The organism is Archangium lipolyticum (assembly GCF_024623785.1).
Classification (GTDB): Bacteria; Myxococcota; Myxococcia; order Myxococcales; family Myxococcaceae; genus Archangium; species Archangium lipolyticum.
This window is the reverse complement of record NZ_JANKBZ010000023.1, coordinates 93,408-118,855: the sequence shown is the minus strand read 5'-3', so window position 1 is coordinate 118,855 and position 25,448 is coordinate 93,408. Positions and strand designations below refer to the sequence as shown.

Sequence of the window (25,448 nt, the reverse complement as noted above, 5' to 3'; positions counted from 1 at the left end):
CCCCTCACGCGGGGATTCCTTCCCGCCCCTCCTCCCGGTGTTGTTCGAGCAGCAGCCGGGCCTCGTGGAGTTCCTTCACGTCGAGGTCCGGCGCGAACCGGCCCTGGAGGCGCGCCAGCCTCCGCAGCGCCACCTCGGGGTGTCCCCTGTCCCGCTGGCGTGCCAGGGCCAACGTGGCCCGCAGCTCGAAAAGAGTGGCCCGCTGCCGCCGGGCCACGGCCAGGGCCTGGAGAAGGCAGCACCTCGCCTCCGCTTCCCTCCCGTCCGCGCGGAGCAGCTCCCCGTGGATCCGGTGAAGCTCGGCCTCGAAGAAGCGCGCCCCCGTCTCCTCCGAAATCCGCAATCCCGCCTCCACCTCGGACAACCCTTCCCTCACCTGCCCCAACTCCAGATACACGTCCGCGAGCAGTCCGAGGAAATAGTGCATGAAGGACCTGGCGCCCAGCTGCTTCATCTGCTCGATGCCGCTCCGCATGTCCTCGAGTCCCTCCGTCATCCGCCCCAGGCGCGTCAATGCCCAACCTCGCTGCGACCTGGCTCCCGCCACCAGGGGTTGAGCCCAGATGCCGGAGACGAGACCGAGTCCCTCCTCGCTCAAGCGCAAGGTGCTCCGGGCATCTCCGAGGAGCTGATGGACTCCCGTCGCGAAGATCAGCGCATAGGCCTTGTTGACGGGATCGGGCCAGCCATGGGCCAGCACGAGCAGCTCGTTCATGAGGCGTTGGGCCTCATGTGGTTGCATGCGCAAAACGTAGATGAAGGACTGGACCACCAGATCATCCACCCGCTCGGTGAACCAGAGCCGCTCGTCGACGGCACCGTGCGGCGAACTCCTCGAACCCATGAGCCACGTCATCTGCTCGCGATAGTCCAGGGCCCTGTCGAACTCCCCTTTATTGAAGTACAAGGTCGAGAACATCCGGTAACCCTGGGCAATCAACTCCGGGCTCTCGCGGCGCCGGCCCAGCGACAGCAACTGCTCGGCAAGCTCGAGCAGCCTGTCGAACCGTCCCGTCATGGAGAAATAGGCGCCCAGGCCCATCCAGAGCATGTCGAGCCGCGGAGCCGCATCCCCCATCTGGCGGAACAACTCCAGCACCCGGGCATAGGTCCGCTCCACTTCGGGAGAACCGTAGCCCTTGATGTCCATCAGCAGGATGCCGAGGCCGTTCAACAGACGCAGCTCGTCTGCCTGATGCGCGAGGCGACCCGGAAGGTGGCGCAGCAACGCCAGCGCCTGCTGCGTGTGGGAGAGGGCTTCCAGGGTCGCCGAGCGCGTGACGGCCAGTTGCGCGGCCCGTTCCCAATGAGGGAGGGCCACCGCGTACTCGCCCGCCTCCGTGTAGTGATGGGCGAGCACCTCGGGCCGCGCATTCACCATGTCCTGGAACCGCTCCACCAGGGCCTGGGCCACGCGCCGGTGGTGCTGCCTGCGCGAGCTGCGCGGCAGTGACTGGTAGGCCGCCTCCTGGATGAGGGCGTGGCGGAACTGGTACTCGTCTCCACCGGGCTCCTCGCGGGAGCGTTGCAGCAGCCCCGCCGAGACGAGTCCCGCGAGGTCCTCCTGGAGCAGGGTCTCGTCCCGGGCGAGGAGCTGGGAGATGAGCGCGTGACTGAAGCCACGCCCCACCACGGCGCACAGCTGCGCCAGGGCCTTCTGCCGGGGCGGCAGTGCATCCAGCCGGGACAGCAGCAGTTCGTGCAGGGTGACGGGGATGGAGGGCAGGTGATCGCCCGGCTCCCGCTCGAGCACCAGGCGCGTCATCTCCTCCACGAAGAGGGGAATGCCGTCCGTCTTCGCTACCAACTGGGAGACCGTCTCCTGCGGAAGCTCCCTGCCACGAGCGAGCCCCCGCACCAGGGCCACCGTGGACTCCGACGGCAGCCGGTCGAGCGCGATCCGATGGAACCCGGGGGGTGGTGGCCAGGACGGCTGGAACTCGGGACGAGCACTGAGGACGAGGAGGATCCTCGCCTTCGAGACGTGCTCGCTCAGCAGGCCGAGCAGCTCCAACGTGGAGGGGTCGGCCCAGTGGAGATCCTCGACGACGAGCAGCACCGGCTGCTCTTCCGCCATCCGGAGGAACAGGAGCCGCAGCGCCTCGAGCACGATCCGCTTGCACTCCTTCTGGTTCTCCAGGGACAGCAGGCAGGAGGCATCTCCGGTACAGGGAGCGGAGAGGAGCACGGAGATCTCCCGCCACAGCACCGCGGGAACGCCGAGCCCCACCAACCGCGCTTCCACCTCACGCATGTCCCGCCGCTGGAGCTCATCCGGTCCGAGCTGGAAGAAGCACCGCAGCAGTTCGATGACCGGGGAGAAGGCACTGTTGCGGAACTGCCACCAGCACTGGGCGCGCAGACGGTGGTTCGATGCTGGAGACACCCGCTCCCACAACTCCTGGATGAGGCGGGACTTGCCGATACCGGCCTCCCCGCTCAGCAGGAGGCAGGCGCCGGCCCCATCGCGAGCCCGCGCCCAGAAGCCCCGCAGCCGCGCCAGCTCATGCTCGCGCCCCACCAGCGGCGAGAGGCCCCCCACCGCGAGCGCCCGCTCGAACCGGGAGGCCACCTCGCGCTCGCGCAGCACGCGGTACGCCTCCTCGGACGGAAGTCCGAGCGGCTCGGACTCGAAGGCGCCACGCACGAGCCTCCACGTGGTGCCACTGAGCACCACCGTGCCCGCCTCCGCCCGCCGCGACAGGGAGGCCGCCACTCGCGGGGCCTCGCCCTGGATGGCGGGCAGCCTCCCCTGTCCGTTCAGGGAGAGCGCGTCGAACACCACCTCATCCGTGTGGATGCCCACCCGCACGGCGAGCCCGGGGGACACCGGGTTCCGGGCTTCCTCCACAAAGGACCGGGTCAGCTGGAGCCCCGCGCGGACCGCGCGCTCCGAGTCGTCCTCCCGGACCGTGGGATAGCCGAAGCAGGCCAGCACCTCTCCACCGATGGAGAGGGCGATGGCACCTTCATACCGCTGGATGATGTCCGCGCAGCGGCGGTGGAAGTCCGCGTGCCGCTCGCTGGCGTCCTCGGGATCGAGCCACTCCTCGCCGCTGGAGCAGCTCACGAGCGTACAGGACACCAGCGTCACCTGCCGCCGCTGGAGCGGCATGAGCTTCGGCGTCTCGCGCCAGGGTCCGAGCAAGTCCTCCAACTGGCGCAGCCTCGTCCGCAGCTCGGACGCGGTGCCCAGGCGGCGCGAGGGCTCCTTGATCAGCAGAGCGGCCACGAGCCGCTCCACCTCCTCGGGGAGCTCCGGGGCGCGCTCGCGCACGGAAGGCATCGGGTCGGGAGACAGCACCCGTTCCCGCAGCTCCTGAAGCGAGGTGAACGGATAGGGAAACTCCCCCGTGAGCATCTCGTACATCAGGATACCCGCTGCCCAGAGGTCCGTCCGCGCGTCCTGCGTCCCTCCCCGCCACTGCTCCGGGGCCATATAGGCGGGCGTGCCGGCCGTGGGCAGGTGGGGCACGAGCGGGGACGTCCTGGACATGAGGTGCGCCAGACCGAAGTCGAGCAGCTTCACCCTTCCATCCCGGGTGAGGAGGACGTTGCTCGGCTTGAGGTCCCGGTGGACGATGTGGTGCGCGTGGGCATGGGCCAGACCCGCGGCCACGGCGCTCAGGATCTCGAGCGTCCGCCGGAGGCCCGGCCTGCCCCTCCGCAACACCGAGGTCAGCGACTCCCCCTCCAGGCACTCCATCACCAGGAAGGGGACACGGGGCTCCCAGGGCGCACCGCTCCATTCGGAGACATCGAAGAGCCGGACGATGTTCTCGTGATCGAGCCGGGCGATGGCCCGAGCCTCCTCCCACAGCCGGGAGCCTGGCAGCTGACCGGCCCGCCCGTTCCGGGGCAGCAGGAACTTGAGGGCCACCTCGCGCCCGAGCTCGACGTCCCGGGCCCGGAAGACCCGCCCCATCGCGCCCCCTCCCAGCTCCTCGAGAATCTCGAACCGGCGCCCCTCACGGCCTCCCATCCGCGCCCCGGGCATGGGGACTCGGAGCAACGCATCCGCATGGGCCACCTCGCGCAGGAAGGAGTCCTCGAAATCCTCCACCTCCTCGGAGACGGGAGCCCCTGGCGGGGGCAAGTCCCCTTGCACCCTCTCCTGGATCTGTTCCTCCTGCATCAGTCGCCCCCCATGCCGTGCGTGAGCCCTCCCTCCTGGGTAACGACGAGTCATCAAAAGGACTGAAAGAATTACGCTCCTTCCGGGAGTGGTCCCGGGAACCAGGGCTGCTCCTTCCTCTCGTCGAGACCTCACCGAGCGCCTGGCGGGCTGGCACGCCGCATGCTGTACGGACTGTCCACCATGACTGTCGCGCTTCGTGCCCGAGGCACCTTCCAGCTGGTGAAGCAGGCCTTCTCGGAGTGGAACGAGGACAAGGCGCCCATGTTCGCGGCCTCGCTCTCGTACTACACGATGTTCTCGATCGCCCCGGTGCTCGTCATCGCCGTCAGCGTGGCCGGAATGGTCTTCGGCGAGGAGGCGGCACGGGGCCAGGTCCAGGCGCAGCTCCAGGAGCTGGTCGGACATAGCGGCGCCGAGGTCATCGGGCAGATGATGATCAGCGCCCGGAAGCCGAGCGCTGGAATCCTCGCGACGGCCCTGGGAGTGATCGCCCTGATCTTCGGCGCGACGGGTGTCTTCGTGCAGCTCCAGGAGGCGCTCAATCACATCTGGCACGTCCAGCCTCCGCCACGCAACGGAGTGCTGAACTTCCTGCGCAGCCGCTTCCTGTCGTTCGCGATGGTGCTGGTGATTGGCTTCCTGCTGCTCGTCTCGCTGGTGGTGAGCGCCGCGCTGGCGGGAATCGGCGCCTGGTTCGACCACGTGTTTCCCGGCTGGACGCTGATGTGGCAGGGGCTCAACCTGGTCATCTCCTTCGCCGTCATCACCGTGCTGTTCGCGATGATGTTCAAGCTGCTCCCCGACACGCACATCGCCTGGCGGGATGTGTGGCTCGGCGCGGCCGTGACGTCCCTGCTCTTCAGCCTGGGGAAGTTCGGCATCGGCCTGTACCTGGGACGGAGCACCGTCGCCTCGAGCTACGGCGCGGCGGGCTCGCTGGCCGTCGTGCTCATCTGGGTCTACTACTCGGCGCAGATCCTCTTCCTGGGAGCGGAGTTCACCCAGGTCTACGCCCGGCGCCACGGCAGCCGCACGGGAGAGCCCTGGCCGGTCCGGGAGAGCACGCTCCCGGTCCCTCCGCGCGAGTCCCCGCGGACCCCGCGCCCGGCGTCCTGATGCGGCCCGGGTGTCAGGCTGAAGCGGCGCGCCCGTCATGGTAGGGTGATGGGGCCGCTCGCGGGACTGTGATGCGACTTCCGAACCGAGCCTTTGGAGCTTGACTAGCTGGTCGTGTCCTCTCTCCCCGAGCGGCTCCTTTCTTCCGCCCGAGCCCCGGACAGGTTCGAAGGAGTCCGCCGTGAAGGACCTGGCGCTGGCGCGCGCCGAGCAGGTTGCCCGCGAGGATCTGGTGATGTTCGTGAACGCGTGCTTCTCCTGCACGGGGCAGCGCGAGTTCTACAACGACGCGCGAGGCCAGTCGGTCGCCATCGACTTCCTGCACGAGTACATCCTGGGCAACTACCGCCGCCTCTACGCGAGGACGCTGGCCGCGGGCATCAACCACTTCAACCAGGCGCAGATCATCCTCAACCTGCTGGCCACCGGGAAGCAGACGTCCCCCGAGGACCGGCGCGAGGAGGGAGCGCTCATCGCCTCGGCGCTCCGGGCCCTGCCCCCGCAGCGGGCCTTCCGGGTGCTGGAGCTGCTGCGCGAGCGGCGCATCAACAACCGCCGGGCACGCGCCATCGCCCGCGAGTACCTGGAGGGGCGGCCGGACCTGAGCTTCGACGCGGTGAAGTACCGCGCCAAGCTGCGGGCCACGGTGGCGCACGGACACTTGAAGCTCTCGGGTGAGCTGAACCCCTTCCTCTTCCAGGGCTGGCGCAAGCGCGTGTACACGACGCCGCTGCTGGAGAAGTTCCGCCAGGCCCACTTCGCTCAGGACGCCCTCTTCGAGCTGCCCTTCACCATCGCCGAGGGGCTGGCCGTGAAGCACGGCATCCCCCGGGGGGTGTTCCTCGAGCGCATCGAGCCGCGCCTCACCGTGGCCGAGCGGCTGCGCCTGCAGGGTGCCGCGGCGCGCGAGGAGGGAACCATCACCCTCGACCTCGGGCGGGCCGCGCTCACGAAGCTGGCGCTCTACGTGCTCTCCCTGAAGCCGGAGACGCGGCGGGAGCGGCGTGCCGAGCTGCATGCCGCGCTGGAGCAGTCCGCCGCGAGGACGCTGCGCCGGGCCTCGGTGCCGCTGGGCCGGGTGGCCGCCGTGCTGGACAACAGCTACTCCGCATCCGGCTCCACCGAAAAGCGCCGCCGTCCGCTGGGGGTGGCACTCGCCGCGCACTACCTGCTGTCCGCCTCGGCCCGCGAGTTCCGCGCCTTCTGGACGAACCCCATCGAGGATCCATTGCTCGTGGAGGCCCGGGGCCAGACCGACCTGGCCACCCCGCTGCTCGACGCCCTGGACTGGATGCCGGACCTGGTGGTCGTCGTGTCCGATGGCTACGACAATGATCCGCCCAACGCCGTGGCCGAGGTGACCCGCGTCTTCCGCACGAAGCTGGACCCGGGGCGCCGGACGACCCTCGTCCACGCCAACCCCGTGTTCGCCTCGGAGCTCTACGCTCCACGAGGCATTGGAGCCCTCGTGCCCACGGTGGGCGTGCGGGACGCGGAGGATCTGCCCACGGTGCTCGGCTTCGCGCGCTTCGCGGAGGGCGCGGCCCCGCTGTCGGAGCTGGAGGACTACCTCGCGGCGCGTGTGCGGCGGTTGCTCGAGCGCGGGAAGCCCCTTCCCGCCGAGGAGGAGGCGTGATGAGCCGGGACAAGACGAGGCGCCTCCTGCCCACGGGCCTGCGGCTGGCGCCCTCGCAGGTGTGGGGCAGCATCCGCCTGGTGCCGGTGCTGCGGGACGAGGTGCGGGGGGACCTGCGCTTCGCCCGGAGGACGTACGACGATGACCTCGCGGTCGTCTCGCTGAAGGGCGGGCTGATGGAGCCCGGGCTCAAGTACATCTCCTACGTGCCGCACGGGCTGGTGATGTCGTGGGACAACAAGCAGGCGGAGGTGGTCGCGGGGACGCGGCTCCACAAGCCCGACGGCAAGGTGCTGAAGGCCGGTCCGTTCACCGTCCGCGTGCTGCACCGCATGGCGCGCCGGGAGGACAAGAACCGGCTGCGGCTGCTGCCGCTGCACCTGGCGATGGAGGGCTTCCTCGCCATGCACTTCGGCGGACCGGAGGTGGCGTGGACCGAGTACTCGCAGGAGGCCCTCTCCCACGGGTTGGATCCCCGGGGCGAGTCGTCGGTGCCCGGCTGGGCGAGCACGGCCTTCGACGAGGCCCTGCGCGTCTTCGAGATCAACGAGCAGCAGGTGGGGGTGCTCATCTTCAAGGCCGACATGCTGCTGTCCGCCTGCATCGTCTCCCACCCCGAGGACTACCGGGCGCTGCACCGGGCCCTGCTGGAGGACTTCTACGGCGAGCTGCTGCTGCAGTATGGCTTCCTCGCGAACTCGGCCGACCTGTGGCTCTCCATCGATGACCGTCAGGTCTCCTCGATGGCCGATCTGAGGAACGCCGTCGGACGCATGCGGCGCGACTGGGCGGACTTCCAGGGCTTCATGGCTGGAGGCCTCTTCGGCACGGAGGTCGTGACGAGCACCGTCTACGAGGCGGGGCCGTTCCACCTCGAGCGCTTCGTCACCAGCCTCGTGCCCTCCGAGGAGAACCACCTCGGCGAGCTCATCGTGCGAGCGGACGGCACGCTCGAGTACCTCAAGACGTACCGCCTGTCGGCGGCGCAGACGCGGCGGGCCTATCTGCTCAAGCAGCTCGCGGGCGCCAATTGGAACCTGGAGCGCGCGGCGGCCGGCCTGAAGACCACCCGGGAGGACCTGGTGGTGCGCCTGAACAACGCCGGCTTCGGCTATCTCCTCAAGGAGTCCGTGCTCCGGGAGGCCCTGCGGCACCGGTAGCCCGGGCGGTAGACGCGCCCTACCCCGCTACCCGCAGCGGCTCCGGAGCCGAGTCCTTCGACAGCAGGATGAGCCGCGTGGCCTCCTGCGCCCTCACCGTCATGGGCCGGGTCACCTCCATGAGCATCGAGCCACGAGCGACAGTCCAGAGGCCCTCGTGCTCGACCTCCAGCACGCCCGACAGCACGAACACGTGGGTGCCCGCCTCGAGGGCCAGCGTCCCCTGTGCCTTCAGGTCGCGGTGCACGCCGCTCTGCACCCAGGCCAGCCGCCCCTTGCGCCCGAGGTGCCCGTAGCGGTCCAGCCCGCGCACCAGGTCATCGAAGCGGCGCTCGGCGAACCGCAGCCACACGCCCTGCCGGAGGTTGGCATTGGACTCCATCAGCGGCAGCAGCGCCGAGCGGGGGATGCGCACCAGCATGGACGCGGTGGCGGTGCGGATGGAGGCCGAGCGGCGCTCCCCGGCGAGCATGGCGATCTCCCCGAACAGCGAGCCGCTGCCGAGCTCGTCCACGACCTTCTCGCGCTCCTCGCGCTCGGCCAGCACGTAGACCGCGCCGCTGGCGAGCAGGTACATCTCGTCGCTGGCATCTCCCCTGTGGAAGACGTACCTGCCCCCCGCGATCGTGATGATCTCCGAGCGCCGGGCCAGCTCCCGCAGGGTGACCTCGTCGAAGTGCGAGAAGAGGGACGCCCGGCGCAACTGCCGCAGCACCTCGGGGCGCAACATGCGGGCCCCGATCGACGTCTTCTGCACCAGGGCCGCCGTCGCCTGGATGGGCTGGCGCAGCTTCCGCTGGCCCATGGAGCGGATCATGTTCATCAGGTTGGGCACGGTGATGGGCACCACCGTCACCAGCCCGTGTCCCTCGACGTAGCCCGGGTTGGCCTCGACGAAGTAGCGCGCCGGAGGCTTGTCACAGTGGAGCCAGTACTCGCGCTCCATCTCCGTCTCGCGCGTCCGCCAGCCCACCTCGCGCACCAGGGGATTGGCCGGGTCCACCCGCTCCAGACCGAACTCCGTGGCCAGCTCGTCCATGAAGCCCAGCAGCTCCGGCGGCGTCTCCTGCTCGCGCCGGGGCCACACCTCGCCGAAGTACTTGGCGAACAGCGAATAGCTGGACGGGTGCACCAGCGAGCCCAGGTAGAACGCCCGCCGGCCCGGGTGCTTGAGCAGGTAGCTCAGCGCCATCTTCAACCCGAAGCGCGCGTTGGCGTTGCCACCCCGGTACGCACGCAGCGAGCCCGCCTCCGCGCGAAACACCGCCGTGGGCACTCCGCCGAACTGCTTCTCGAAGATGTGCAGGGCGAAATAGCCGACCGTCTCCCCCGCCTCGTTCTTGTGGAGTTGGATCCACGTGTGATCGGCCTTCGAGTCGATCACGTACTTCCTGAAGGACTCCCGCTCCACCCCGTCGAAGATCTGCCGGTGCACCTCGTAGAGCGCGTCGGTGAGACTCGATCGCTCCTCGGGGGACATGGACTTGGGAACGACGACGTCGCTATGCGTGATGGGGGGCATGTCCCCCCGTTTCTACCTCACTTCACACCCGCCATGCGGCGGAGGACCGCCCCCTTGACCCGGCTCAACCGCTTGCTCGCCGTCAGGGTCATCGACGCCAGGTCCGTGGGATACCGGGTAAGCGGCTCGTACCCGTCCCGCGTCACCAGGACGGTGTCGGAGTGGCGGATGCCCCCCACCCCGGGCAGGTAGATACCGGGCTCGATGCTGATGAGCATGTTCTCTCGCAGGACGTCCGTGCTGCCCTCGGACACCCAGGGGGCCTCATGGTTGCCCAGCCCGAAGCCATGACCCGTGCGGTGCAGCAACCGCTCGCCGTAGCCCTCCTGGTGGAGGAAGTCCTTCGTCATGGCGTCGAGCTCCGCGCAGGGCACGCCTGGCCGCACCCGGGCGAAGGCCCGCCGCCGCGCCTCCATCATGGCCGCGAACGCCGCCCGCTCCTGCGCACGGGGCGGTGAGAGGAAGTAGGTGCGCTCGCACTCGGCGGCGTAGCCGTTGACACGCAGGAAGGCCAGGGCGATGTGAGGGCCGTCCTCCAGGCGATCCGAGATGGACGGCACCCCGTGGGGCTGCGCGCTCAGGGGCGCCGGCCAGCTCCCCACCAGCACGCTGCTGGTCAATACGTCGTAGCCGGACTCCCGCATGATCCGCAGCTGCACCGCGCGCCCCTCGGAGAAGAGCTCCAGCACGGACACGCCGTGGTACGAGGCGGCCATGAGCCTGCCCACGGCCACGTCCGCATAACGCGCCGCATCGCGGAGCATCCGCACCTCGGCGGCGGACTTCACCACGCGGAGCTCCTCGATGAGGGGCAGCACCCGCGGCGAGAGGTGCGCGAGCCTACCGGCGATCTCCTGCGACAGGGACGGCTCCAGGCCCACCCGGGTATGGCCCGCGAGCAGCTCCAGCAACCGGTCCGCCCAGCCCTGCCCGGCCGGCGCGGGATAATCCCAGTAGTGCAGCACCTCCTCCACGTTGGGCGCGGCGCGCAGGTGCTCCCGCTCGAGCGCGGGCACCAGCAGCACGGGTGCGCTCCCGGGCCGCACCAGGATGAAGAACGGGCGCTCCAGGGGCCTGTAGGAGACGCCGGTCAGGTAGTAGATGCTGTCCTCACTGGTGACGAGGAACGCATCGAGCCCGGCCTCCGCCACCTTCTGACGCAAGCGCTCCATCCGCTCCAGGTATTCACTCCGTGGAATCATGTACGCCCTCTTCTCACAGGAAGAGACGAGTCTCCCCCGAACCCGTGACGGGTTTCGACTTCTTCCCGCCAATCAATCCCAGACACGGAGCCGTGTGCGACGATGGGCTTCTTCTCTCCCCGTGTCTCACAGGAGGTAGCAAATTGGCTCGTCAGCTCCTTCGCATCCTGACCCTCGCGGGTCTGGTGCTCTCCGCATCCGCTCGCGGCGCCACTTCCCACCCCGTCCCCGGCGAGGACATCCCCGAGCGTGCCGCGGGGGACTGCGTGCCCCTTGCCCTCGCCAACGGCGTGGCGGTGACCCACATCTCCGCCAGCACCGGCGGCCAGGTGTGCTACTCGCTGGAGGTGGGCCAGGGCGCCACCCAGCTCAAATTCGAGCTGAGTGGCGGCACGGGTGACGCGGACCTGTACGTGAAGTTCGGCTCCGCCCCCACCTCCGGCAGCTACGACTGCCGTCCGCTCCAGAGCGGCAACGCGGAGAGCTGCACCTTCGTCAGCCCGAGCGTCGGCACCTACTACGTGATGATCAACGCCTTTTCGACCTTCTCGGGCGTGCAGCTCGTGGGCAGCTTCACCGCCAGCTCCGGCAACGTGCTGACCCACGGTGTCGAGTCGGCCTCCTACTCGGGTGCCTCGGGCGCGATGAGGTGCTTCACGCTGAGCGTGCCGGCCGGGAAGACGTCGCTGGTCTTCAACCAGGCGGGCAAGGCGGGCACCACGGGTGACGCGGACCTGTACGTGAAGTTCGGCTCCGCCCCCAACACCAACAACTACACCTGCCGCCCGTACCTGTCCGGCAGCAACGAGGCGTGTACGATCAACAACCCGAACGCGGGGACCTGGTACGCGTGCTCGTACGGCTTCAGCACGTACACCGCCGTGACGATGAAGGGGTCCTGGTCACCCTCCCCTTGAAACACGAACGCCCGGGTGCCACAGGGCCCCGGGCGTCTTGGTTCCAGCGGCCTCCCCGGGACTACGCCTTCGGGGACTCCTGCTGCGACTGCTGCTCGGCCTTCTTCGGGGAGACGAAGGAGTCCAGCTTGCGCGTCAGCCGATCCAGCTCCCGGTTGATGGCCTCCACCTGCGACTGGCTCGCCACGTTGCCCACCACCTGGATCATCCGGCTCTGAAGCCCACCCAGGCGCTGGCGGACCTCGCCCCCCACCCAGGTCGCCTTCTTCTCGAGCTCCTGCACCTTCGGGTTCTCCCGCAGGCGCTGCTCGCTCTCATTCAGCTTCTGCAGCACCTCGCGGCCGGACTCGCGGCCCTTGGCCACCAGCGTCTGCAGCGCCTTCTGAGCTTCCGCCTCGAGCTGACCGATCTGCTTCTGCGCCAGCTCCAGCCGCTCCTTCACGAAGGACGCCACCTGACCGGCGGTCTCCGTCACCACCGTCTCGGCCTTCGCCGCCTCCACCCTCACCGCCTCCGCCACCTTCTCCACCACCGGCGTCTCGGTCTTCGCCGTCTCGGCCTTCACGGCCTCGGCCACCACCGCCTCGCCCGTCACGGGCTCGGCCTTCACGGTCTCGGCCACCACCGTCTCGGCCTTCACTTCCACCACCTCGGTCGTCACGGCCTCGGACGTCTGGGCCTGCGTGTCCTTGGTGGCAACCTCGGTCTTCGCGGTCTTGTGCTTCGCCATGTGCTCTTCCTCCCCAAAAAGCGATGTACGAAGAGATAACGCATCGCGTCAACCACGTCAACATCCCGTGACGCATTGCGGCAATATCCTGGTCCCGAGCGCAGGGCGACCAGGCGGACGGCCATTGACTTCCCAATCATGTAGCGAAAGGACCCAGGCGGGCAAGCCCCTAGAAGCGGAATTCAAGGACTCAACGCATTGGCTGGGAGTTCCGGACGTGGGAGAGGCGGATCCGCCCCGTCGGACACAGGTCGAGCACGGCGCACCGCTCGCACGCGGGCTCCCGGTAGAAGCAGCACCGCTGTCCGTGCAGCATCAACGCCTCGTGGTTGTCGTAGACGCGCTGAGCGTCCCAGTCCAGCGGGAGCTGGGCCTCCAGCACGTGGTGGGCGGGCCCCACGGGCATGCTCTCGGGGACGAGCCCCAGCCGCACCGCCACCCGGTGGTGATGGCTGTCCACGGGCAGCGCCGGCATCCTCAGCCGGCTGAACAGCAGCGTCGCGGCGCTCGTCTTCGGCCCCACCCCGGGCAGGTGCTCGAGCCAGTCGCGAGCCTCGCGCACCGGCAATTCCCCCAGGAAGTCCAGCGACAGGTCTCCGCTCCGCAGCTCGGAGATGCACCGGAGCACCTGCTGGATGCGAGGGGCCTTCTGCTCCGGCCAGGTGACGGCGGAGATGGCCTCCTGGACTTCCAAGCACGGGGCATCGCGTACCTCCTCCCAGGTGGGGAGGCGCGCGCGGAGCTGACGGAAGGCCGCGCCGCTGGAGGCGTTGCGCGTGCGGTGGCTCAGCAGCGCCGAGACCAGCTCGCTGAGCGGATCCTGCCCGCGGAAGAAGGGAATGGGACAGCCATACACGGCGCACAGCCGCTCGTGCACCCGGAGGGCCTTCACCCTCAGCTCGGATGAGAAGTCGGGAAACAACGGGAGAGATGGCATGGGATGGAATGACCTCGCAAGTCACCCCACATCCTTCGCATCGCCCCCGCCCGGCGCGGCGGCCAGGCCAGCGGGCGCCCGGGGCTCCGCGCGAAGACTGACCCACCGCGCATGCGCACGTATAATGTGCGCGGCCCACTGGCCCCCATGCTGCGCAGGCTCCTCCCCACTCTCGTCGCACTCGGCTGCGGACTCCTCGCCCTCACCTGGGGGCTGGTGAGCCTCCAGCGCATCTTCGCCCAGGAGCGCGAGGACGCCCGCGAGCAGCTTCGCTCCAGCCGCGCCACGTTCGAGGACTACGCCACCCAGACCCTCCAACGCACCCTCGCCCAGCAGATGGAAGGCAACCTCGTCGCCCTCCATGCCGCCATGGGAGACCCGCTCGCTCCAGGCGAGGGCTTCTTCCTCCAGTTCCGCGGCACCCAGTTCCTGCCCCGCCTCACCCGCTCGGCCCCCGGCTCGCGAACTCCCCTGCGGCGCAACTACCAGCAGCTCGTCCGCGCCCTCGCGGAGGGCACTCCCGGGGGCCCCTGGCAGGAGCGGCTGATCCGGCTGCGCGCGGTGGAGAAGGCGCTCGACGGCAAGAGGAGCTCCACGCGCGCCAACGCGCTCGCGGACGAGCTGCTGCGCTACCACGCGGCCAACCCCCTCACGCCGGACCAGGAGCTGCCCTTCGTCCTCCTCCTCCTGGAGCGGCTCCAGCGGGGCGAGGCCACTCCGCCCCTCGTCCGCGCGCTCCTGCGAGAGGGGCTCCCCGAGGACCTCGGTGGCATCGACCGCTCCGCCGGTCTCCAGAGGGATCTGCTGCGCGAGCGCTGGCGCTTCACCCAGCCCGACTTCGACTTCCTGCTCACCCACGTGGTGCGGGTCAGCACCGCGCTCGGCGAGCCCTCCGACGACTTCCTGGCCCGCGCCCGCGAGGCCGGCGCCGGCGGGCTGGTGATGCCCGAGGGCCTCACCGGCCCCACGCTGATCGGCGAGCGCTGGTACGTGGAGCCCAAGGGAGAGCTGGTGCGCGGCATCGCCGTGGACCTCGACGCGCTCCTGCGCGATCTCACCCGGGACATGCAGGAGCGCACCCGCTTCGACAAGAATGGCGTCGTGCGGCTGAAGGCGCCCGACGCGGTGCAACCCCTCGAGACCCTCCGGCTGGAGGTGGTCGTCCCCCAGTGGACCGCCGCCGAGACGGCCATCGAGCAGCGCTATGGGCTCAAGACGCTGCTGGTGGCCACGTGCGGCGCGCTCGCGCTGGCCATCGTGGTGATGGCGGTGGTGGCCCAGCACGGCCGGTACCGCTACGTCGAGCTCAAGAGCGACTTCGTGGCCACCGTCTCCCACGAGCTGCGCACCCCGCTGGCCTCCATCCGGCTGCTGGCGGAGACGATGGAGCGCAAGCTCTCCCAGCTCCCCGAGATGCGCGACTACCCCGCCCGCATCATCCAGGCCGCCGACGGGCTGCACTTCCTCGTGGAGAACATCCTGTCCTTCAACCGCATCGACAAGGGCCGCTGGAAGCCTCGGCCCGCCCGCGTGCGGCTGGAGGAGCTGATCGGCACGCTCCGCTCGGACCTCGAGGGCAACACCGCCGTCCCCATCCGGCTCACCGCGGACGTGGGCGAGGTGGAGCTCGAGGTCGACCCCTCCCTCCTGCGCCTGTTGCTGTCCAACCTGGCCCGCAACGCGTGCGTCTACAACCAGCGCAACCCCGTGGAGCTCTCCCTGCGCGCCTACCCCCATGAGGGCCATGGCTGCGTGGTGCTCTTCGGGGACAACGGCATCGGCATCCCCGAGAAGGAGTGGGAGAACGTCTTCCGCGACTTCTACCGGCTGAGCTCGCAGGGCACCGAGGTCCATGGCAGCGGCCTCGGGCTCGCGCTGTGCCGGAAGATCATGGCCCTCCATGGAGGCAGCATCTCCATCGAGAGCTCCAGCCCCCTGGGCACCACCTTCTCCCTCTACTTCCCCGACCCCCACCCCTCATGAACACGCCGAGCAGCGCCCCTACCCGCCCCTCCATCCTCGTCGTCGAGGACGACGCGAACCTGCGGATCGGCCTGCGGGACAACCTGCAGGACGAAGGTTACGAGGTGGCCGTGGCCACCCACGCCCGCGAGGCCGAGCCCCTGCTGGCCCAGCGAGCCTTCGACCTGCTCATCCTCGACGTCATGCTCCCGGGCGAGGACGGCTACTCCTTCTGCCGCAGGCTGCGCGCCAGTGGCGTGCAGACCATGGTGCTGATGCTCACCGCGCGCTCGCTCGAGGACGACATCGTCCGCGGCTTCGAGGCGGGCGCCCAGGACTACCTCACCAAGCCCTACCGGCTGCGCGAGCTGCTCGCCCGGGTGGGGGCCCTGGTACGCCGGGCGGGCGGCGCGCCCCCCCAGGTCATGACCTTCTCCGGCTTCCACCTGGACCTCGGCAAGCGCACCCTCTCCCGGGCCGACGGGAACGTCATCGACCTGACCCGCACCGAGTTCGACCTGCTCGCCTTCCTGCTCAAGCACCGGGACCGCGCCCTCACCCGGGGGGAGATCCTCGACGCCGTCTGGGGGCGGGACGTCATCGTGGACCCGCGCACCGTGGACAACTTCGTCTCCAACCTGAAGAAGAAGCTCGGCTGGACGAGCGCCTCCTCCTTCACCATCCACACCATTCGCGGGGTGGGGTACCGCATGGAGCTCGAGTCCATGACGAAACCATGACGAAGAGATGGACGGCCCAAGGCCACCAGCCCTCCCGGACTCCGTAACTTGAACGGTGTCAACAGGAGGGAATCCAGATGTTCCAGTCGGTCATCAATCAGCCAGGGTTGAGGGCAGGTCGTTTCGGGACAGGGATGTGGGTGTCCTTGATGGTGCACGCGGGCGTGTTCGGCGGCATGCTGGGCCTGACGGGCAAGGCGGTGGAGCAGATCAAGGAAGATCCCGTGCTCACCTTCGAAATCCCCCGGCCGCCCAAGGGCAACCCGATCCCTCCCAAGGCCGTGCAGCAGCCGGTGACGCCCAAGCCCAAGAAGCCCAAGACCGAGCTGGTCCAGCCCAAGAAGATCCCCCCGCCGCCTCCAGAGACACAGCCGGTGGCCGAGCCGCCTCCCACCCCGGACGAGCCGGAGACCGCCGCCAATGACCTCCCCTACGTCCCGGGCAGCCATCCCGACGGCGTCGAGAAGGGAGGCGTCCCCGGAGCGCCGGCCATCGCCGCGATGATGCTGACCAACACCCCAGAGGGGACCGGCGAGGAGGTCATCCCCTTCGGCGCCGGCATGACCCCCCCGCAGCTCATCTCCGAAGGTGCGCCCATCCAGTACACGCGGGAAGCCGTCGAGGCCCGGGTCAGCGGCCTGGTCATCGCCCGCTGCACCATCACCCGCGAGGGCGACATCGAGAACTGCCGCATCATCAAGGGGCTGCCCCACATGGACGACGCGGTGCTCTCGTCCCTGACGACCCGCCGCTACCGCCCGGTGAGCTTCCAGGGCAGGAACGTCAGCGTGTCCTATATCTTCAATGTGAAGATCCGCATGCCCTGAGAGGGCCATCCAGGCACCCCGGAGCTCGAACGTGAGCCACTCCCGCACCGTCTCCTGGGTGTCCTCGATGCTGCACGCGGTCCTGCTGGCCTGCGTGCCGAGCGCCTCGGACGACCGCCCCTCCCCGCCTGAACGCCCCGTCGAGAGCCCGCTCCCCGTGAGTGAGCCCGGTGAGGAGCTCGCCGACGACGGCGTGCTGGGAAACGGCTTCGCCGGGGAGGAGGTGACTCGCTGTGATTTCTCCGGCATGACCCCGCCGGAGATGCTCTCCGGTGCGGCGGTTCGCTACACGCCAGAGGCCCTGGCTGCCCGCGTCAGCGGCCGGGTCATCGCCCGCTGCACCATCACCCGGGAAGGCGCGGTCGAGCACTGCCGCATCCTCGTGGGACGGCCTTTCATGGACGAGGCTGTCATCGAAGCCCTGGAGAGCCGCCGCTACCGCCCGGTGCTCTACCAGGGCAAGCCCATCAGCGTGTCCTACACCTTCAGCGTGAAGCTCCAGCTGCCCTGACGGGGCGCGCGCCATCCAGCCGCGCGTCGTGCGAAGTGGCCAGAACCGTGACCCACGGGTCTCTTGTCGCCCATGCCCGGATTTTCCTCGAATGGCATGGCCCACCTGTTCACTGCCCAACCCTGATGCGTCGTTCAGAACCCCTCATCACGACTCCGAGTGAAAGCACTGCTTCTCCCCCCACCGAAGCCTACGAGGTTCGGGTTCCTCCCCATGTCCGCGCCGTCCTGGACAAAGCACCCCGGCGGAGCCGCACGGCCATCGAGCGCAAGCTCCAGGACGCCGCACGGCTCGCCGCGATGCGGCAATGGGTGGACCACGCCGAGGGGCAGCACCCCATCCGGCTCCAGCTCGCCGGATACGAGGGTTCCTACTCGATCGACCCGCGCGCCCGGCAGTTGATCCTGTGGGACCTCACCCGGCGCTGAAGACACTTCCAGGTGCGGACACCTCCACCGTGACGTGCACGGTGCGCGGGTTGCCCGTGTTGTCCGTGGCGCGGACATAGATCTGGTGGTTGCCCTCCGTCAGGGCCTCGGGCGTCCAGGTGCCCTTGTAGGTCATGGAGCTCGAGTCCAGCGACAGCGGCTTCCATGTCCCCGAGGTGGAGTCGACCTGGAACTCCACCTGGCGCACCCCCGAGCCCAGGCGTCCGTCATCCGCCCGGACCTCGATGATCATCGCTTCGCTGTCCGGCGCGGCCCGTGCCGTCTGGACGATGGTGACCTTCGGCGCCGACGTATACAGGCCGAGCACCGCGGCCGTCAGATGCGCGCCCACCAGCCACACCGGGAGCGTCGTGAACAGCAAGGACGACCACCTCGCCGACCCATACCTCCGGGACATGTCTCTCCTCTCGCCCGGGGATGGGGGATGATGGGGTTCTCACCCGGGCTGGAATGCCTTCGAGGCCGCTCAAAGCCAGATTCATGCCGGAGCCCGAACCCTCCTGTCCTCGAGAGGAGCTGGCGCCACCGTCTTCACCGCGCCCGCCCGCCACCCGGAAGTTCCTTCCAGCCCCTCGTGGAAGAATCGGGAAAAACCTTCAGGATCCCGCCGGGTGGGAGGTTGTAGAAAGAGCGGATGAACGCGATCGTGAAGGGTTCGCTCGTGGTGGGCACCCTGCTCATCCTGGGAGCGGGCATCGCCGCCGGGCTGCGCGGTGGAGGAGGCTCCGCCTCACCGGAAGCAACGCCCTCCTCCGGGGCGGGAAGGAAGCAGGTCCTGACCATTGCCGCGGCGTCGGATCTCAAGTTCGCACTGGACGAGTGGGTCCAGGAGTTCCGCGCGAAGAACCCCGACGCGGACGTGCGGGTGACCTACGGCTCATCGGGCAACTTCTCCGCGCAGATCGCCAACGGCGCGCCCTTCGATCTCTTCCTGTCCGCGGACGTGTCCTATCCGCGCACACTGGCCGAACAGGGCCTGGTGCACGAGAGTGGCGTCTTCCTCTACGCCGTGGGCCGCATCGTGGTGTGGGTGCCGAAGGACTCGGCGCTGCCCCTGGAGCAGCTCGGGATGAAGGCGCTGCTGGAACCCGCCGCGAAGCGCATCGCCATTGCCAATCCCCAGCACGCGCCCTATGGCCGCGCGGCCGAGGCCGCCATGAAGAGCCAGGGCATCTACGACACCGTCAAGGACCGGCTGGTGCTCGGGGAGAACATCGCGCAGACCGCGCAGTTCGTGCAGAGCGGCTCCGCGGACGTGGGCATCATCGCCCTGGCGCTCGCGCTGGCCCCGGCCATGAAGGAGCAGGGCCGTTACTGGGAGGTACCGATCGACGCATACCCGCGCATGGAGCAGGGCGGCGCCATCCTCGCGCGGGCCCGGGACGTGGAGCTCGCGAAGCGGTTTCGTGATGGCCTGCTCGGCGAGGACGGCCGCGCGCTCTTGAAGCGCCACGGCTTCTTCCTCCCGGGACAATGAAGGGCGTGCACACCATGTCCCCCCGAGAGGAGTGAGCCGTGGATTGGGCCGCCATCGCGCTGAGCCTGCGCCTCGCCGCATGGACGACGGGCATCCTCCTGGTGCTGGGCCTGCCCATCGCCTGGTGGCTGGCCAGCTCTCGCTGGCGTTGGAAGTTCCTCGTGGAGGCCGTGGTGGCGCTGCCGCTGGTGCTCCCTCCCACGGTGCTGGGCTTCTACCTGCTGCTGGCACTCGGCCCGCGCAGCCCCCTGGGCCGCGGCTTCGAGTCGCTCACCGGGCACACCCTCCCCTTCAGCTTCGAGGGCCTGTTGCTGGCCTCGGTGCTCTACAACCTGCCCTTCGCGGTGCAGCCCTTCACCGCGGCCCTCGCCAGCGTGGATCGCCGCCTCATCGAGGCCTCCTGGTGCCTGGGGGTCTCGCGCTTCCAGACGTTCGTCCGCGTCGTGCTGCCCCTGTCCGCCACCGGCATCCTCTCCGGCATGGTCCTCACGTTCGCGCACACGCTGGGCGAGTTCGGCGTGGTGTTGATGGTGGGCGGCAACCTGGAGGGCCGCACGCGCACGGCCGCCATCTCCATCTATGACGCGGTGCAGGCGCTGGACTACACGTCCGCGGGCAACACGGCGCTGCTGCTGCTCGTCTTCTCGTTCATCGTGCTGGCCCTCACCTACGGGCTCCAGCGCAGGGTGTGGGCACCATGGCCGACACGCTCGTAGTCGACCTGGAGAAGCGCTTCCCCGGAGGCCCCACCGTCCGGGCGGCCCTGGAGCTGCGGGCCACGCCGGGCCGGGTGGCGGTGCTCTTCGGGCCCTCGGGCGCGGGGAAGACGACGGTGCTGCGGTGCCTGGCGGGGCTCGAGCGGGCCGATCGCGGGCGCATCCTCTTCCACGGCGAGCCCTGGTGGGACGCTGGGATCCGCGTGGACCTGCCGCCCCAGCGGCGGCGCGTGGGCTACCTCTTCCAGGACTACGCCCTCTTCCCCCACCTCACCGCGGAGCAGAACGTCCAGTACGGGCTCGCCCACCTGTCCCAGGCCGAGCGCCGCGAGCGCTCGCGCTCCCTCTTCGCGCTGCTGCGCCTGGAGGGGCTGGAGGGACGCCGGCCGCGCGAGCTCTCCGGCGGGCAGCAGCAGCGAGTGGCCCTGGCGCGGGCGCTCGCCATCCGTCCCCGGCTCCTGCTGCTGGACGAGCCCCTGTCCGCGCTGGATGCCCCATCGCGCGAGCAGCTCCGGGGCGAGCTGCGGCGGACGCTCCGGGAGCTGGGAGTGCCCACCGTGGTGGTGACGCACGACAGGCTGGAGGCGCTGGCGCTGGGGGACGATCTGGTGGCCATGGAGGGAGGCCGCGTGTGCCAGGTGGGGCCGGTGGCCGACGTGTTCAACCACCCGGCGGATCTGTCGGTGGCGAGGATGACGGGCATCGAGACGGTGCTCCCGGGCAAGGTGCTGCGGCGCGAGGAGGGACTGGCCACGGTGGCGGTGGGCCCGCACCAGCTGACGGCGCTGGAGCCGACGCCCGGAGGAGACACGGTCTTCGTCTGCATCCGCGCCGAGGACATCACGCTGGCCCCCCCCGAGGCCTCGCCTACCAGCGCGCGCAACCGGCTCCCCTGCACCGTGGTGTCACTCTCTCCCGAGGGCGCCCTGGTCCGCGTGGCGCTCGACGCGGGCTTCCCCCTGGTGGCCCGCGTGACGCGCTTCTCCTGCGAGGAGCTGGGCCTCACCGAGGGTGGGCCCATCACCGCGACCTTCAAGGTGCCCTCGGTGCGGCTCGTCCCTCACCCGTGAGCCCGCCCCGACGGGAGCCGCTCACTCGAGATGAGGACGCATCGCCCGCTCCAATTCGGAGCGCAGCGCGGACATCTGGGGAGAGAGCCCCTCCCCGGTGGGCTCCAGCGTCAGCTTCGATCCCGACGAGGACGTGTCCTTCCTCTTCCCCGACAACGAGAACGCGAAGCCCAGCTGTCCCGCCGAGCCATCGGAGCAGCTCCCCTCGATGGTCCCGGCGAGGGTGAGATTGATCTTCGTATCATCTGCCGCATCACCGCGGACCGTCCCATCCCGATAGGTCCAGGTGAACGTGCAGCCGTCAGCCGTATAGGAGGGGCACTTCCTCGCGTCGACCGTGAAGGACTCCGCGTCCTTCATCTTCCCCGTCAAGCCACAATCGAAGTCCAGATAGAGCGCATCGGAGTCGAGGGCATCGGCGATGATGACGAGAGTGTCATCCTCGACACGGGAGGTGTTGCTCCTGCCGTTCATCGAGGTCGTGAGGGAGCCCGAGACATCATAGGAGCCAGCGAAGTCCCGGCGCGAGTCGCAAGCGCAGAGACCGAGGGACAGCAACAGGCAGGACAGGAGAAGACGGTGCAAGGCAGTGACCTCTGTTTGGGTTTGCACCGTTCTCAGAAGCGCGCATCCCGAAAGGTTACGGCATGGGATGTCACGATTGCGTCGAGCGCTCCTCCCTCGCCCGATGCCTCCGCCGGGCATTCCACAGCGCCAGGCCGATTCCCGTCGCCCCGAGGGTGAAGGGAATTCCACCCCAGAGCGCCAGCCGCGTGGCGAGCTTCCGGGTGGGCGCGAAGGCGGCATCATCCTGTGTCTGGACGATGGCCACGAAGCCCGTGCTCCCCACGGGAGCGAACGCCGCCAGCCAGGTCCCGGCGCCCCCGAGCAGCGGATCCCGGTGGTCCTCGTAGGAAGCCAGGGGACCCGGACCGGGGAGCCGGAACTGCTGCTGCCCGTACCTGGGGGCATGCCGCAGCACCTGCTCGACCCGGTGCGCGGCCGTGGCATCGAGCACGGTGGCCGCCCCATGCGCGAGCGCCTCGTGAACGAGGACGACGTGCTCGTCCTGCCCGGAGGGAAGGGCCTGGCCGCGCTCGCGATCCCTGGGCCCCACGAGCACGACGGACCGGCCCTCTTCGTTCACCCCGTTCAGCGACAGCGCGCCCAGCGTGGAGCCCGTCCCCACCATGGCCACCACGACGCCGAGCCAGCGGCCCTGCTCGTCATAGACGGGCACGGAGATGGCGAAGCGGAAGCGCTCATCCGCCTCGGACTCGAACGCGCGCGAGATGTACGGCGCGTGCTGGCCCTTGCGCGCCCGCTGTGCCGCGCCCTGGAAGTAGTCCCTCCACCCGAAGTCCCTGCCCAGGAAGCCCGCGGGCGGCTCCGGCCAGCGGGCCCGGACGAGACCCTGGGCGTCCAGGATGAACCAGTTCTCGAACGGTGACGGTCCGCCGGGGAGCCTCAAGCCGTTGCGCGGATCATCGTGGGTCTCGTACGTCGTCCGGACGAGGAGCTTCAGGGACTCCGGATCGCCGCGCTTCAACAGCTCTCGCGTCCAGTCCTCCGCCGCCACCCGCTCGACGGCCTGGCCATACTCGGCGAGCTGGAAGAGCACCGTCCCCGCCACCGTCCGGGCGGCGTAGGCGTTGGCCCTCAGCACCTCCTGGCGCCGCTCCCGCTCCTGCGTCCGCGCGATGGAGAACGAGACCACCGACATGATGAGGAGGAACCACACCACCGCCGCCAGTCCTCCCGCCACCAGCGGGTGCCGCCGGCACCAGTTCCACGCGCGCACCAGCGGGCCGCTGCGCCGCGCATGGATGGGCTCTCCGTTGCGCCAGCGATCCAGATCCTTCGCCAGCTTCTCCGCCGAGCCGTAGCGGCGCGCCGGATCCTTCTCCAGGCACTTGAGGCAGATGGTCTCCAGCTCCGGCTCCACGTCCGCCCGGAGCGAGCGGAGGGAGACGGGCTCGGACTCCAACACCTGCCGGAGGACGCCCGTCGCGCTGTCCGCCACGAAGGGCGGCCGGCCGGCGAGCAGCTCGAAGAGGATGGCCCCCAGGCTGTACACGTCCGCGGCGGTGGTGAGCTCCCGGATGCGTCCCGCGGCCTGCTCCGGCGCCATGTAGGCCGGAGTGCCCACCACCATGCCCGTCTGCGTGAAGCCCCCGTCCTTCTCCAGGTGCCGGGCGACGCCGAAGTCCCCCACGTGCGGCTTCCCGTTCGCGTCCAGGAGGATGTTGGCGGGCTTCAGATCGCGGTGGAGGATGCCGTGCTGGTGGCCGTAGTGCACCGCTCGCGCCACCTCCGCCACCCACTCCGCCGCACGACCCTGATCCCCACCCAGCAGCTCCAGGTGGTCGGCCAGGCTCCCGCCCTCCATCAGCTTCATCGTGAAGTAGTGGCGCCCCTCGTGCTCGCCCACCTCGTAGATGGGGACGATGCCCGGATGGTCCAGCAGCGCGGCGGCCTCGGCCTCGGCCCGGAAGCGGTACACCTCCATGTCGCTGGCCAGCTCGCCGTCGACGATCATCTTCAGGGCCACCAGCCGGTTGATGCGCACCTGCCGGGCCTTGTAGACGACCCCCATCCCGCCCCGTGCGATGCGCTCGACCAGCTCGTACTCGCCGAAGCGGATGGAGCCCCGCTCTCCAGCCGTGGGCAGGGGCTCGGAGGAGGGAGGCTCGGGCTCCTCGTCGCCGAACAGGCCGGAGAGCAGACACCGGGGGCACAGGCCCTCGGGAGCGCCCTCCGACAGATTCATTCCGCACTCCGGGCAGGACCCGGCCGTGCTCGTCATCGGAACCGACCCTCGTGCGTCATCCCCCTCCATGAAGCCGTTCTGGGAGAAGGTTACCGGGGACATGGCGTCAGCTCAGGGCGGCGAACAGGTGCCGCAGCTCCTCCTCGATGTCCTGGTGCCGCTCGACGGTCTGGGCGATCTCACTCTCGAGCAGCTCGCGGAAGCGGCGGCGCAACCGGTGCACCGCCACCTTCACCGCCCCCTCGCTCATCCCCACCTCGCTGGCGATGTGCTGGTACGAGGTGTCTCCCTTGTCTCCCGTGAGGCAGCCCTTCAACTTCTCGAAGAGCTTCCCCTTGCCACCCTGCTCCCACTCGGCGCGCAGCAGGACCACCACCCGCTCCAGCAGGGCCAGCGCCCAGCGGCGCTCGAAGAGCTTCTCGGGCGTCAGCCCGTGTGACAGCTCCCGGCCATAGAGTCCCTCGGCCTCCTCGCTGTCGATGGATACGGGGGACTGCCCTCCCCCGCGCTTCCCCGCCCGCGCCCGGTCCCATTCGTTGGCCAGATAGTGTTCGAGCGCGGTGCGCAGCCAGGACCGGAAGCGGCCCCGCTGCCGGTCCACCACGGCCAGGTCATTCTTCTCCAACAATCGCGCGAAGAAGCCCTGTGTCAGGTCGAAAGCCTCGTCGGCCGCGTGGCCCCGGCGCCGGACGAAGGCATAGAGGGGATACCAATAGAGCTCACACAGCGCGGTCAGCGCCTCGCGAGCCTCCGGCGTTCCTCCCAGGCGCGCGGCGAGGATGAGACTCCAGCGGGTCGTCGCGAACCGGGGGCTTCGCTTGACGGCTCCCGGCAAGGGCTGTGCTTCGGCATCCATGTGCCGGACCATACACAGCACCGCGGGAGCACGCCGGAGCATGGGCGGGCCTCCCGCAACGACCGCGTCACCACCGGGTAGTAATTGGGTGAAGCCGGGCTAGACGGTCGTCTGACGCGAGGCCGCCAGCGAGACGGCCGCGGACCGCACGTCCTCCAGATCGAAGGACTGATCGAGCACGTAGGCCCCGTCGATCCGCGCCATCCGCTCGCGCATCTTCGGCGTGGTGAAGGCGCTCAGGAGGATGATGGGCACTTCGGGGTGGTACGCGCTCAGCCACTCGAGCGCCGCCAGTCCGGCGTCCCCCAGCATCCGCGCGTTGCAGATGATGAGCTCCGGCATCTTCCCCCTGCCGGAAACGAGCTCCTGGGAGAGCAGCTGCACGGCATCCCGCGCGTCCTCGACGGCCCCGGCCTCGAAGCGCTCCTGCGAGAGCATGTCGCACAGCAGCTGGCGACGCTCTCTGAGGTTCTCGATCACCAGTACCTGACCCTGGAACATGACCGGACGCTTCCGGGACTCCTTCCAAGACACCACCGGCGAGGACACCACCGGCACCGACCGCGACTGCGAGACCTGCCTGCTCCGCGCGTACACCGCATTCTCTCCCATGTCGGCCACGCTGTCCCTTCCCACTGGCCGCATTTAGCAGGAGCTGTGCCACTCCCACTCGCGCCGCGCCCATACCACGATTGTCGGCGGAATGACTAAG

Annotated in this window: 22 protein-coding genes; 12 read left to right on the top strand and 10 right to left on the bottom strand. The window is 69.4% G+C overall.

Annotated elements, in window-relative coordinates; all coding sequences use genetic code 11:
• Nucleotides 1-4 precede the first annotated feature (4 nt).
• The gene (locus NR810_RS35985; RefSeq protein ID WP_257459153.1) at nucleotides 5-4,096 is read right to left on the bottom strand and encodes a protein kinase domain-containing protein; all 4,092 of its coding nucleotides are present in this window, start codon (nucleotides 4,094-4,096) and stop codon (nucleotides 5-7) included.
• Nucleotides 4,097-4,318: 222 nt separating this feature from the next.
• Here NR810_RS35985 and NR810_RS35980 point away from each other — a divergent pair, with 222 nt between their 5' ends.
• The 3 genes from NR810_RS35980 (at nucleotide 4,319) to NR810_RS35970 (ending at nucleotide 8,050) form a co-directional block, all read left to right on the top strand.
• The gene (locus tag NR810_RS35980; protein WP_257459152.1) at nucleotides 4,319-5,254 is read left to right on the top strand and encodes a YihY/virulence factor BrkB family protein; all 936 of its coding nucleotides are present in this window, start codon (nucleotides 4,319-4,321) and stop codon (nucleotides 5,252-5,254) included.
• A 181-nt stretch (nucleotides 5,255-5,435) separates the two neighbouring features.
• Complete coding sequence (locus NR810_RS35975) at nucleotides 5,436-6,890, top strand: hypothetical protein (RefSeq protein ID WP_326522534.1); 1,455 nt, start codon at nucleotides 5,436-5,438, stop codon at nucleotides 6,888-6,890.
• Complete coding sequence (locus NR810_RS35970; RefSeq protein ID WP_257459151.1) at nucleotides 6,890-8,050, top strand: ARPP-2 domain-containing protein; 1,161 nt, start codon at nucleotides 6,890-6,892, stop codon at nucleotides 8,048-8,050. Before NR810_RS35975 ends, NR810_RS35970 begins: the two co-directional genes overlap by 1 nt.
• A 19-nt stretch (nucleotides 8,051-8,069) precedes the next feature.
• Here the strand turns inward: NR810_RS35970 and NR810_RS35965 are convergent, their stop codons facing one another.
• Together NR810_RS35965 and NR810_RS35960 are read right to left on the bottom strand one after the other, a co-directional pair.
• Nucleotides 8,070-9,572: a cyclic nucleotide-binding domain-containing protein gene (locus tag NR810_RS35965; RefSeq protein ID WP_257459150.1), complete on the bottom strand. Its 1,503-nt coding sequence runs from the start codon at nucleotides 9,570-9,572 to the stop codon at nucleotides 8,070-8,072.
• A gap of 17 nt (nucleotides 9,573-9,589) precedes the next feature.
• Nucleotides 9,590-10,774, bottom strand: coding sequence for a M24 family metallopeptidase (locus tag NR810_RS35960; protein WP_257459149.1), 1,185 nt, complete (start codon nucleotides 10,772-10,774; stop codon nucleotides 9,590-9,592).
• A 143-nt stretch (nucleotides 10,775-10,917) separates the two neighbouring features.
• Between NR810_RS35960 and NR810_RS52320 the strand changes: the two genes are divergently transcribed.
• On the top strand, nucleotides 10,918-11,691 hold the full coding sequence (locus tag NR810_RS52320; RefSeq protein WP_306818796.1) for a PPC domain-containing protein: 774 nt from the start codon (nucleotides 10,918-10,920) through the stop codon (nucleotides 11,689-11,691).
• 61 nt (nucleotides 11,692-11,752) lie between these two features.
• Here NR810_RS52320 and NR810_RS35945 read toward each other — a convergent pair whose 3' ends face one another.
• On the bottom strand, nucleotides 11,753-12,421 hold the full coding sequence (locus tag NR810_RS35945) for a hypothetical protein (RefSeq protein WP_257459148.1): 669 nt from the start codon (nucleotides 12,419-12,421) through the stop codon (nucleotides 11,753-11,755).
• Nucleotides 12,422-12,611: 190 nt separating this feature from the next.
• The gene (locus tag NR810_RS35940; protein WP_257459147.1) at nucleotides 12,612-13,358 is read right to left on the bottom strand and encodes an endonuclease III domain-containing protein; all 747 of its coding nucleotides are present in this window, start codon (nucleotides 13,356-13,358) and stop codon (nucleotides 12,612-12,614) included.
• Nucleotides 13,359-13,505: 147 nt separating this feature from the next.
• Between NR810_RS35940 and NR810_RS35935 the strand changes: the two genes are divergently transcribed.
• The 5 genes from NR810_RS35935 to NR810_RS35915 all read left to right on the top strand — a co-directional run bounded on the left by NR810_RS35935 (nucleotide 13,506) and on the right by NR810_RS35915 (nucleotide 17,826).
• Complete coding sequence (locus NR810_RS35935; protein ID WP_257459271.1) at nucleotides 13,506-15,341, top strand: sensor histidine kinase; 1,836 nt, start codon at nucleotides 13,506-13,508, stop codon at nucleotides 15,339-15,341.
• Nucleotides 15,338-16,060: a response regulator transcription factor gene (locus NR810_RS35930; protein ID WP_257459144.1), complete on the top strand. Its 723-nt coding sequence runs from the start codon at nucleotides 15,338-15,340 to the stop codon at nucleotides 16,058-16,060. Before NR810_RS35935 ends, NR810_RS35930 begins: the two co-directional genes overlap by 4 nt.
• A 77-nt stretch (nucleotides 16,061-16,137) precedes the next feature.
• Complete coding sequence (locus NR810_RS35925; RefSeq protein ID WP_257459143.1) at nucleotides 16,138-16,887, top strand: energy transducer TonB; 750 nt, start codon at nucleotides 16,138-16,140, stop codon at nucleotides 16,885-16,887.
• Nucleotides 16,888-16,918: 31 nt separating this feature from the next.
• Nucleotides 16,919-17,398 (top strand): energy transducer TonB, encoded by a 480-nt coding sequence (locus NR810_RS35920; protein WP_257459140.1) that lies wholly within the window; start codon nucleotides 16,919-16,921, stop codon nucleotides 17,396-17,398.
• Between the two features lie 125 nt (nucleotides 17,399-17,523).
• The gene (locus NR810_RS35915; protein ID WP_257459139.1) at nucleotides 17,524-17,826 is read left to right on the top strand and encodes a hypothetical protein; all 303 of its coding nucleotides are present in this window, start codon (nucleotides 17,524-17,526) and stop codon (nucleotides 17,824-17,826) included.
• Here the strand turns inward: NR810_RS35915 and NR810_RS35910 are convergent.
• On the bottom strand, nucleotides 17,813-18,208 hold the full coding sequence (locus tag NR810_RS35910; RefSeq protein WP_257459137.1) for an Ig-like domain-containing protein: 396 nt from the start codon (nucleotides 18,206-18,208) through the stop codon (nucleotides 17,813-17,815). The two genes, NR810_RS35915 and NR810_RS35910, sit on opposite strands and share 14 nt — an antisense overlap.
• Before the next feature lie 273 nt (nucleotides 18,209-18,481).
• On the opposite strand from NR810_RS35910, the gene modA reads away from it, so the two are divergent.
• Genes modA through NR810_RS35895 form a run of 3 tightly spaced genes read left to right on the top strand, consistent with a single transcriptional unit; the run spans nucleotide 18,482 to nucleotide 21,110 of the window.
• On the top strand, nucleotides 18,482-19,324 hold the full coding sequence (modA, locus tag NR810_RS35905; protein WP_257459136.1) for a molybdate ABC transporter substrate-binding protein: 843 nt from the start codon (nucleotides 18,482-18,484) through the stop codon (nucleotides 19,322-19,324).
• Between the two features lie 38 nt (nucleotides 19,325-19,362).
• Nucleotides 19,363-20,040: a molybdate ABC transporter permease subunit gene (gene modB, locus NR810_RS35900; RefSeq protein WP_257459134.1), complete on the top strand. Its 678-nt coding sequence runs from the start codon at nucleotides 19,363-19,365 to the stop codon at nucleotides 20,038-20,040.
• Nucleotides 20,022-21,110 (top strand): ABC transporter ATP-binding protein, encoded by a 1,089-nt coding sequence (locus NR810_RS35895; RefSeq protein ID WP_257459132.1) that lies wholly within the window; start codon nucleotides 20,022-20,024, stop codon nucleotides 21,108-21,110. Before modB ends, NR810_RS35895 begins: the two co-directional genes overlap by 19 nt.
• 21 nt (nucleotides 21,111-21,131) lie before the next feature.
• On the opposite strand, the gene NR810_RS35890 is transcribed toward NR810_RS35895, so the two are convergent.
• The 4 genes from NR810_RS35890 to NR810_RS35875 all read right to left on the bottom strand — a co-directional run bounded on the left by NR810_RS35890 (nucleotide 21,132) and on the right by NR810_RS35875 (nucleotide 25,348).
• Nucleotides 21,132-21,695, bottom strand: a complete 564-nt coding sequence (locus NR810_RS35890) for a hypothetical protein (protein ID WP_257459131.1) — start codon at nucleotides 21,693-21,695, stop codon at nucleotides 21,132-21,134.
• Nucleotides 21,696-21,765: 70 nt separating this feature from the next.
• A complete protein-coding gene (locus NR810_RS35885) occupies nucleotides 21,766-23,880 on the bottom strand; it encodes a serine/threonine protein kinase (RefSeq protein ID WP_257459129.1) in 2,115 nt (704 codons plus the stop codon).
• 106 nt (nucleotides 23,881-23,986) lie between these two features.
• Complete coding sequence (locus tag NR810_RS35880) at nucleotides 23,987-24,778, bottom strand: RNA polymerase sigma factor (protein ID WP_257459128.1); 792 nt, start codon at nucleotides 24,776-24,778, stop codon at nucleotides 23,987-23,989.
• Nucleotides 24,779-24,835: 57 nt separating this feature from the next.
• Nucleotides 24,836-25,348, bottom strand: coding sequence for a response regulator (locus tag NR810_RS35875; RefSeq protein ID WP_257459270.1), 513 nt, complete (start codon nucleotides 25,346-25,348; stop codon nucleotides 24,836-24,838).
• Nucleotides 25,349-25,448 lie beyond the last annotated feature (100 nt).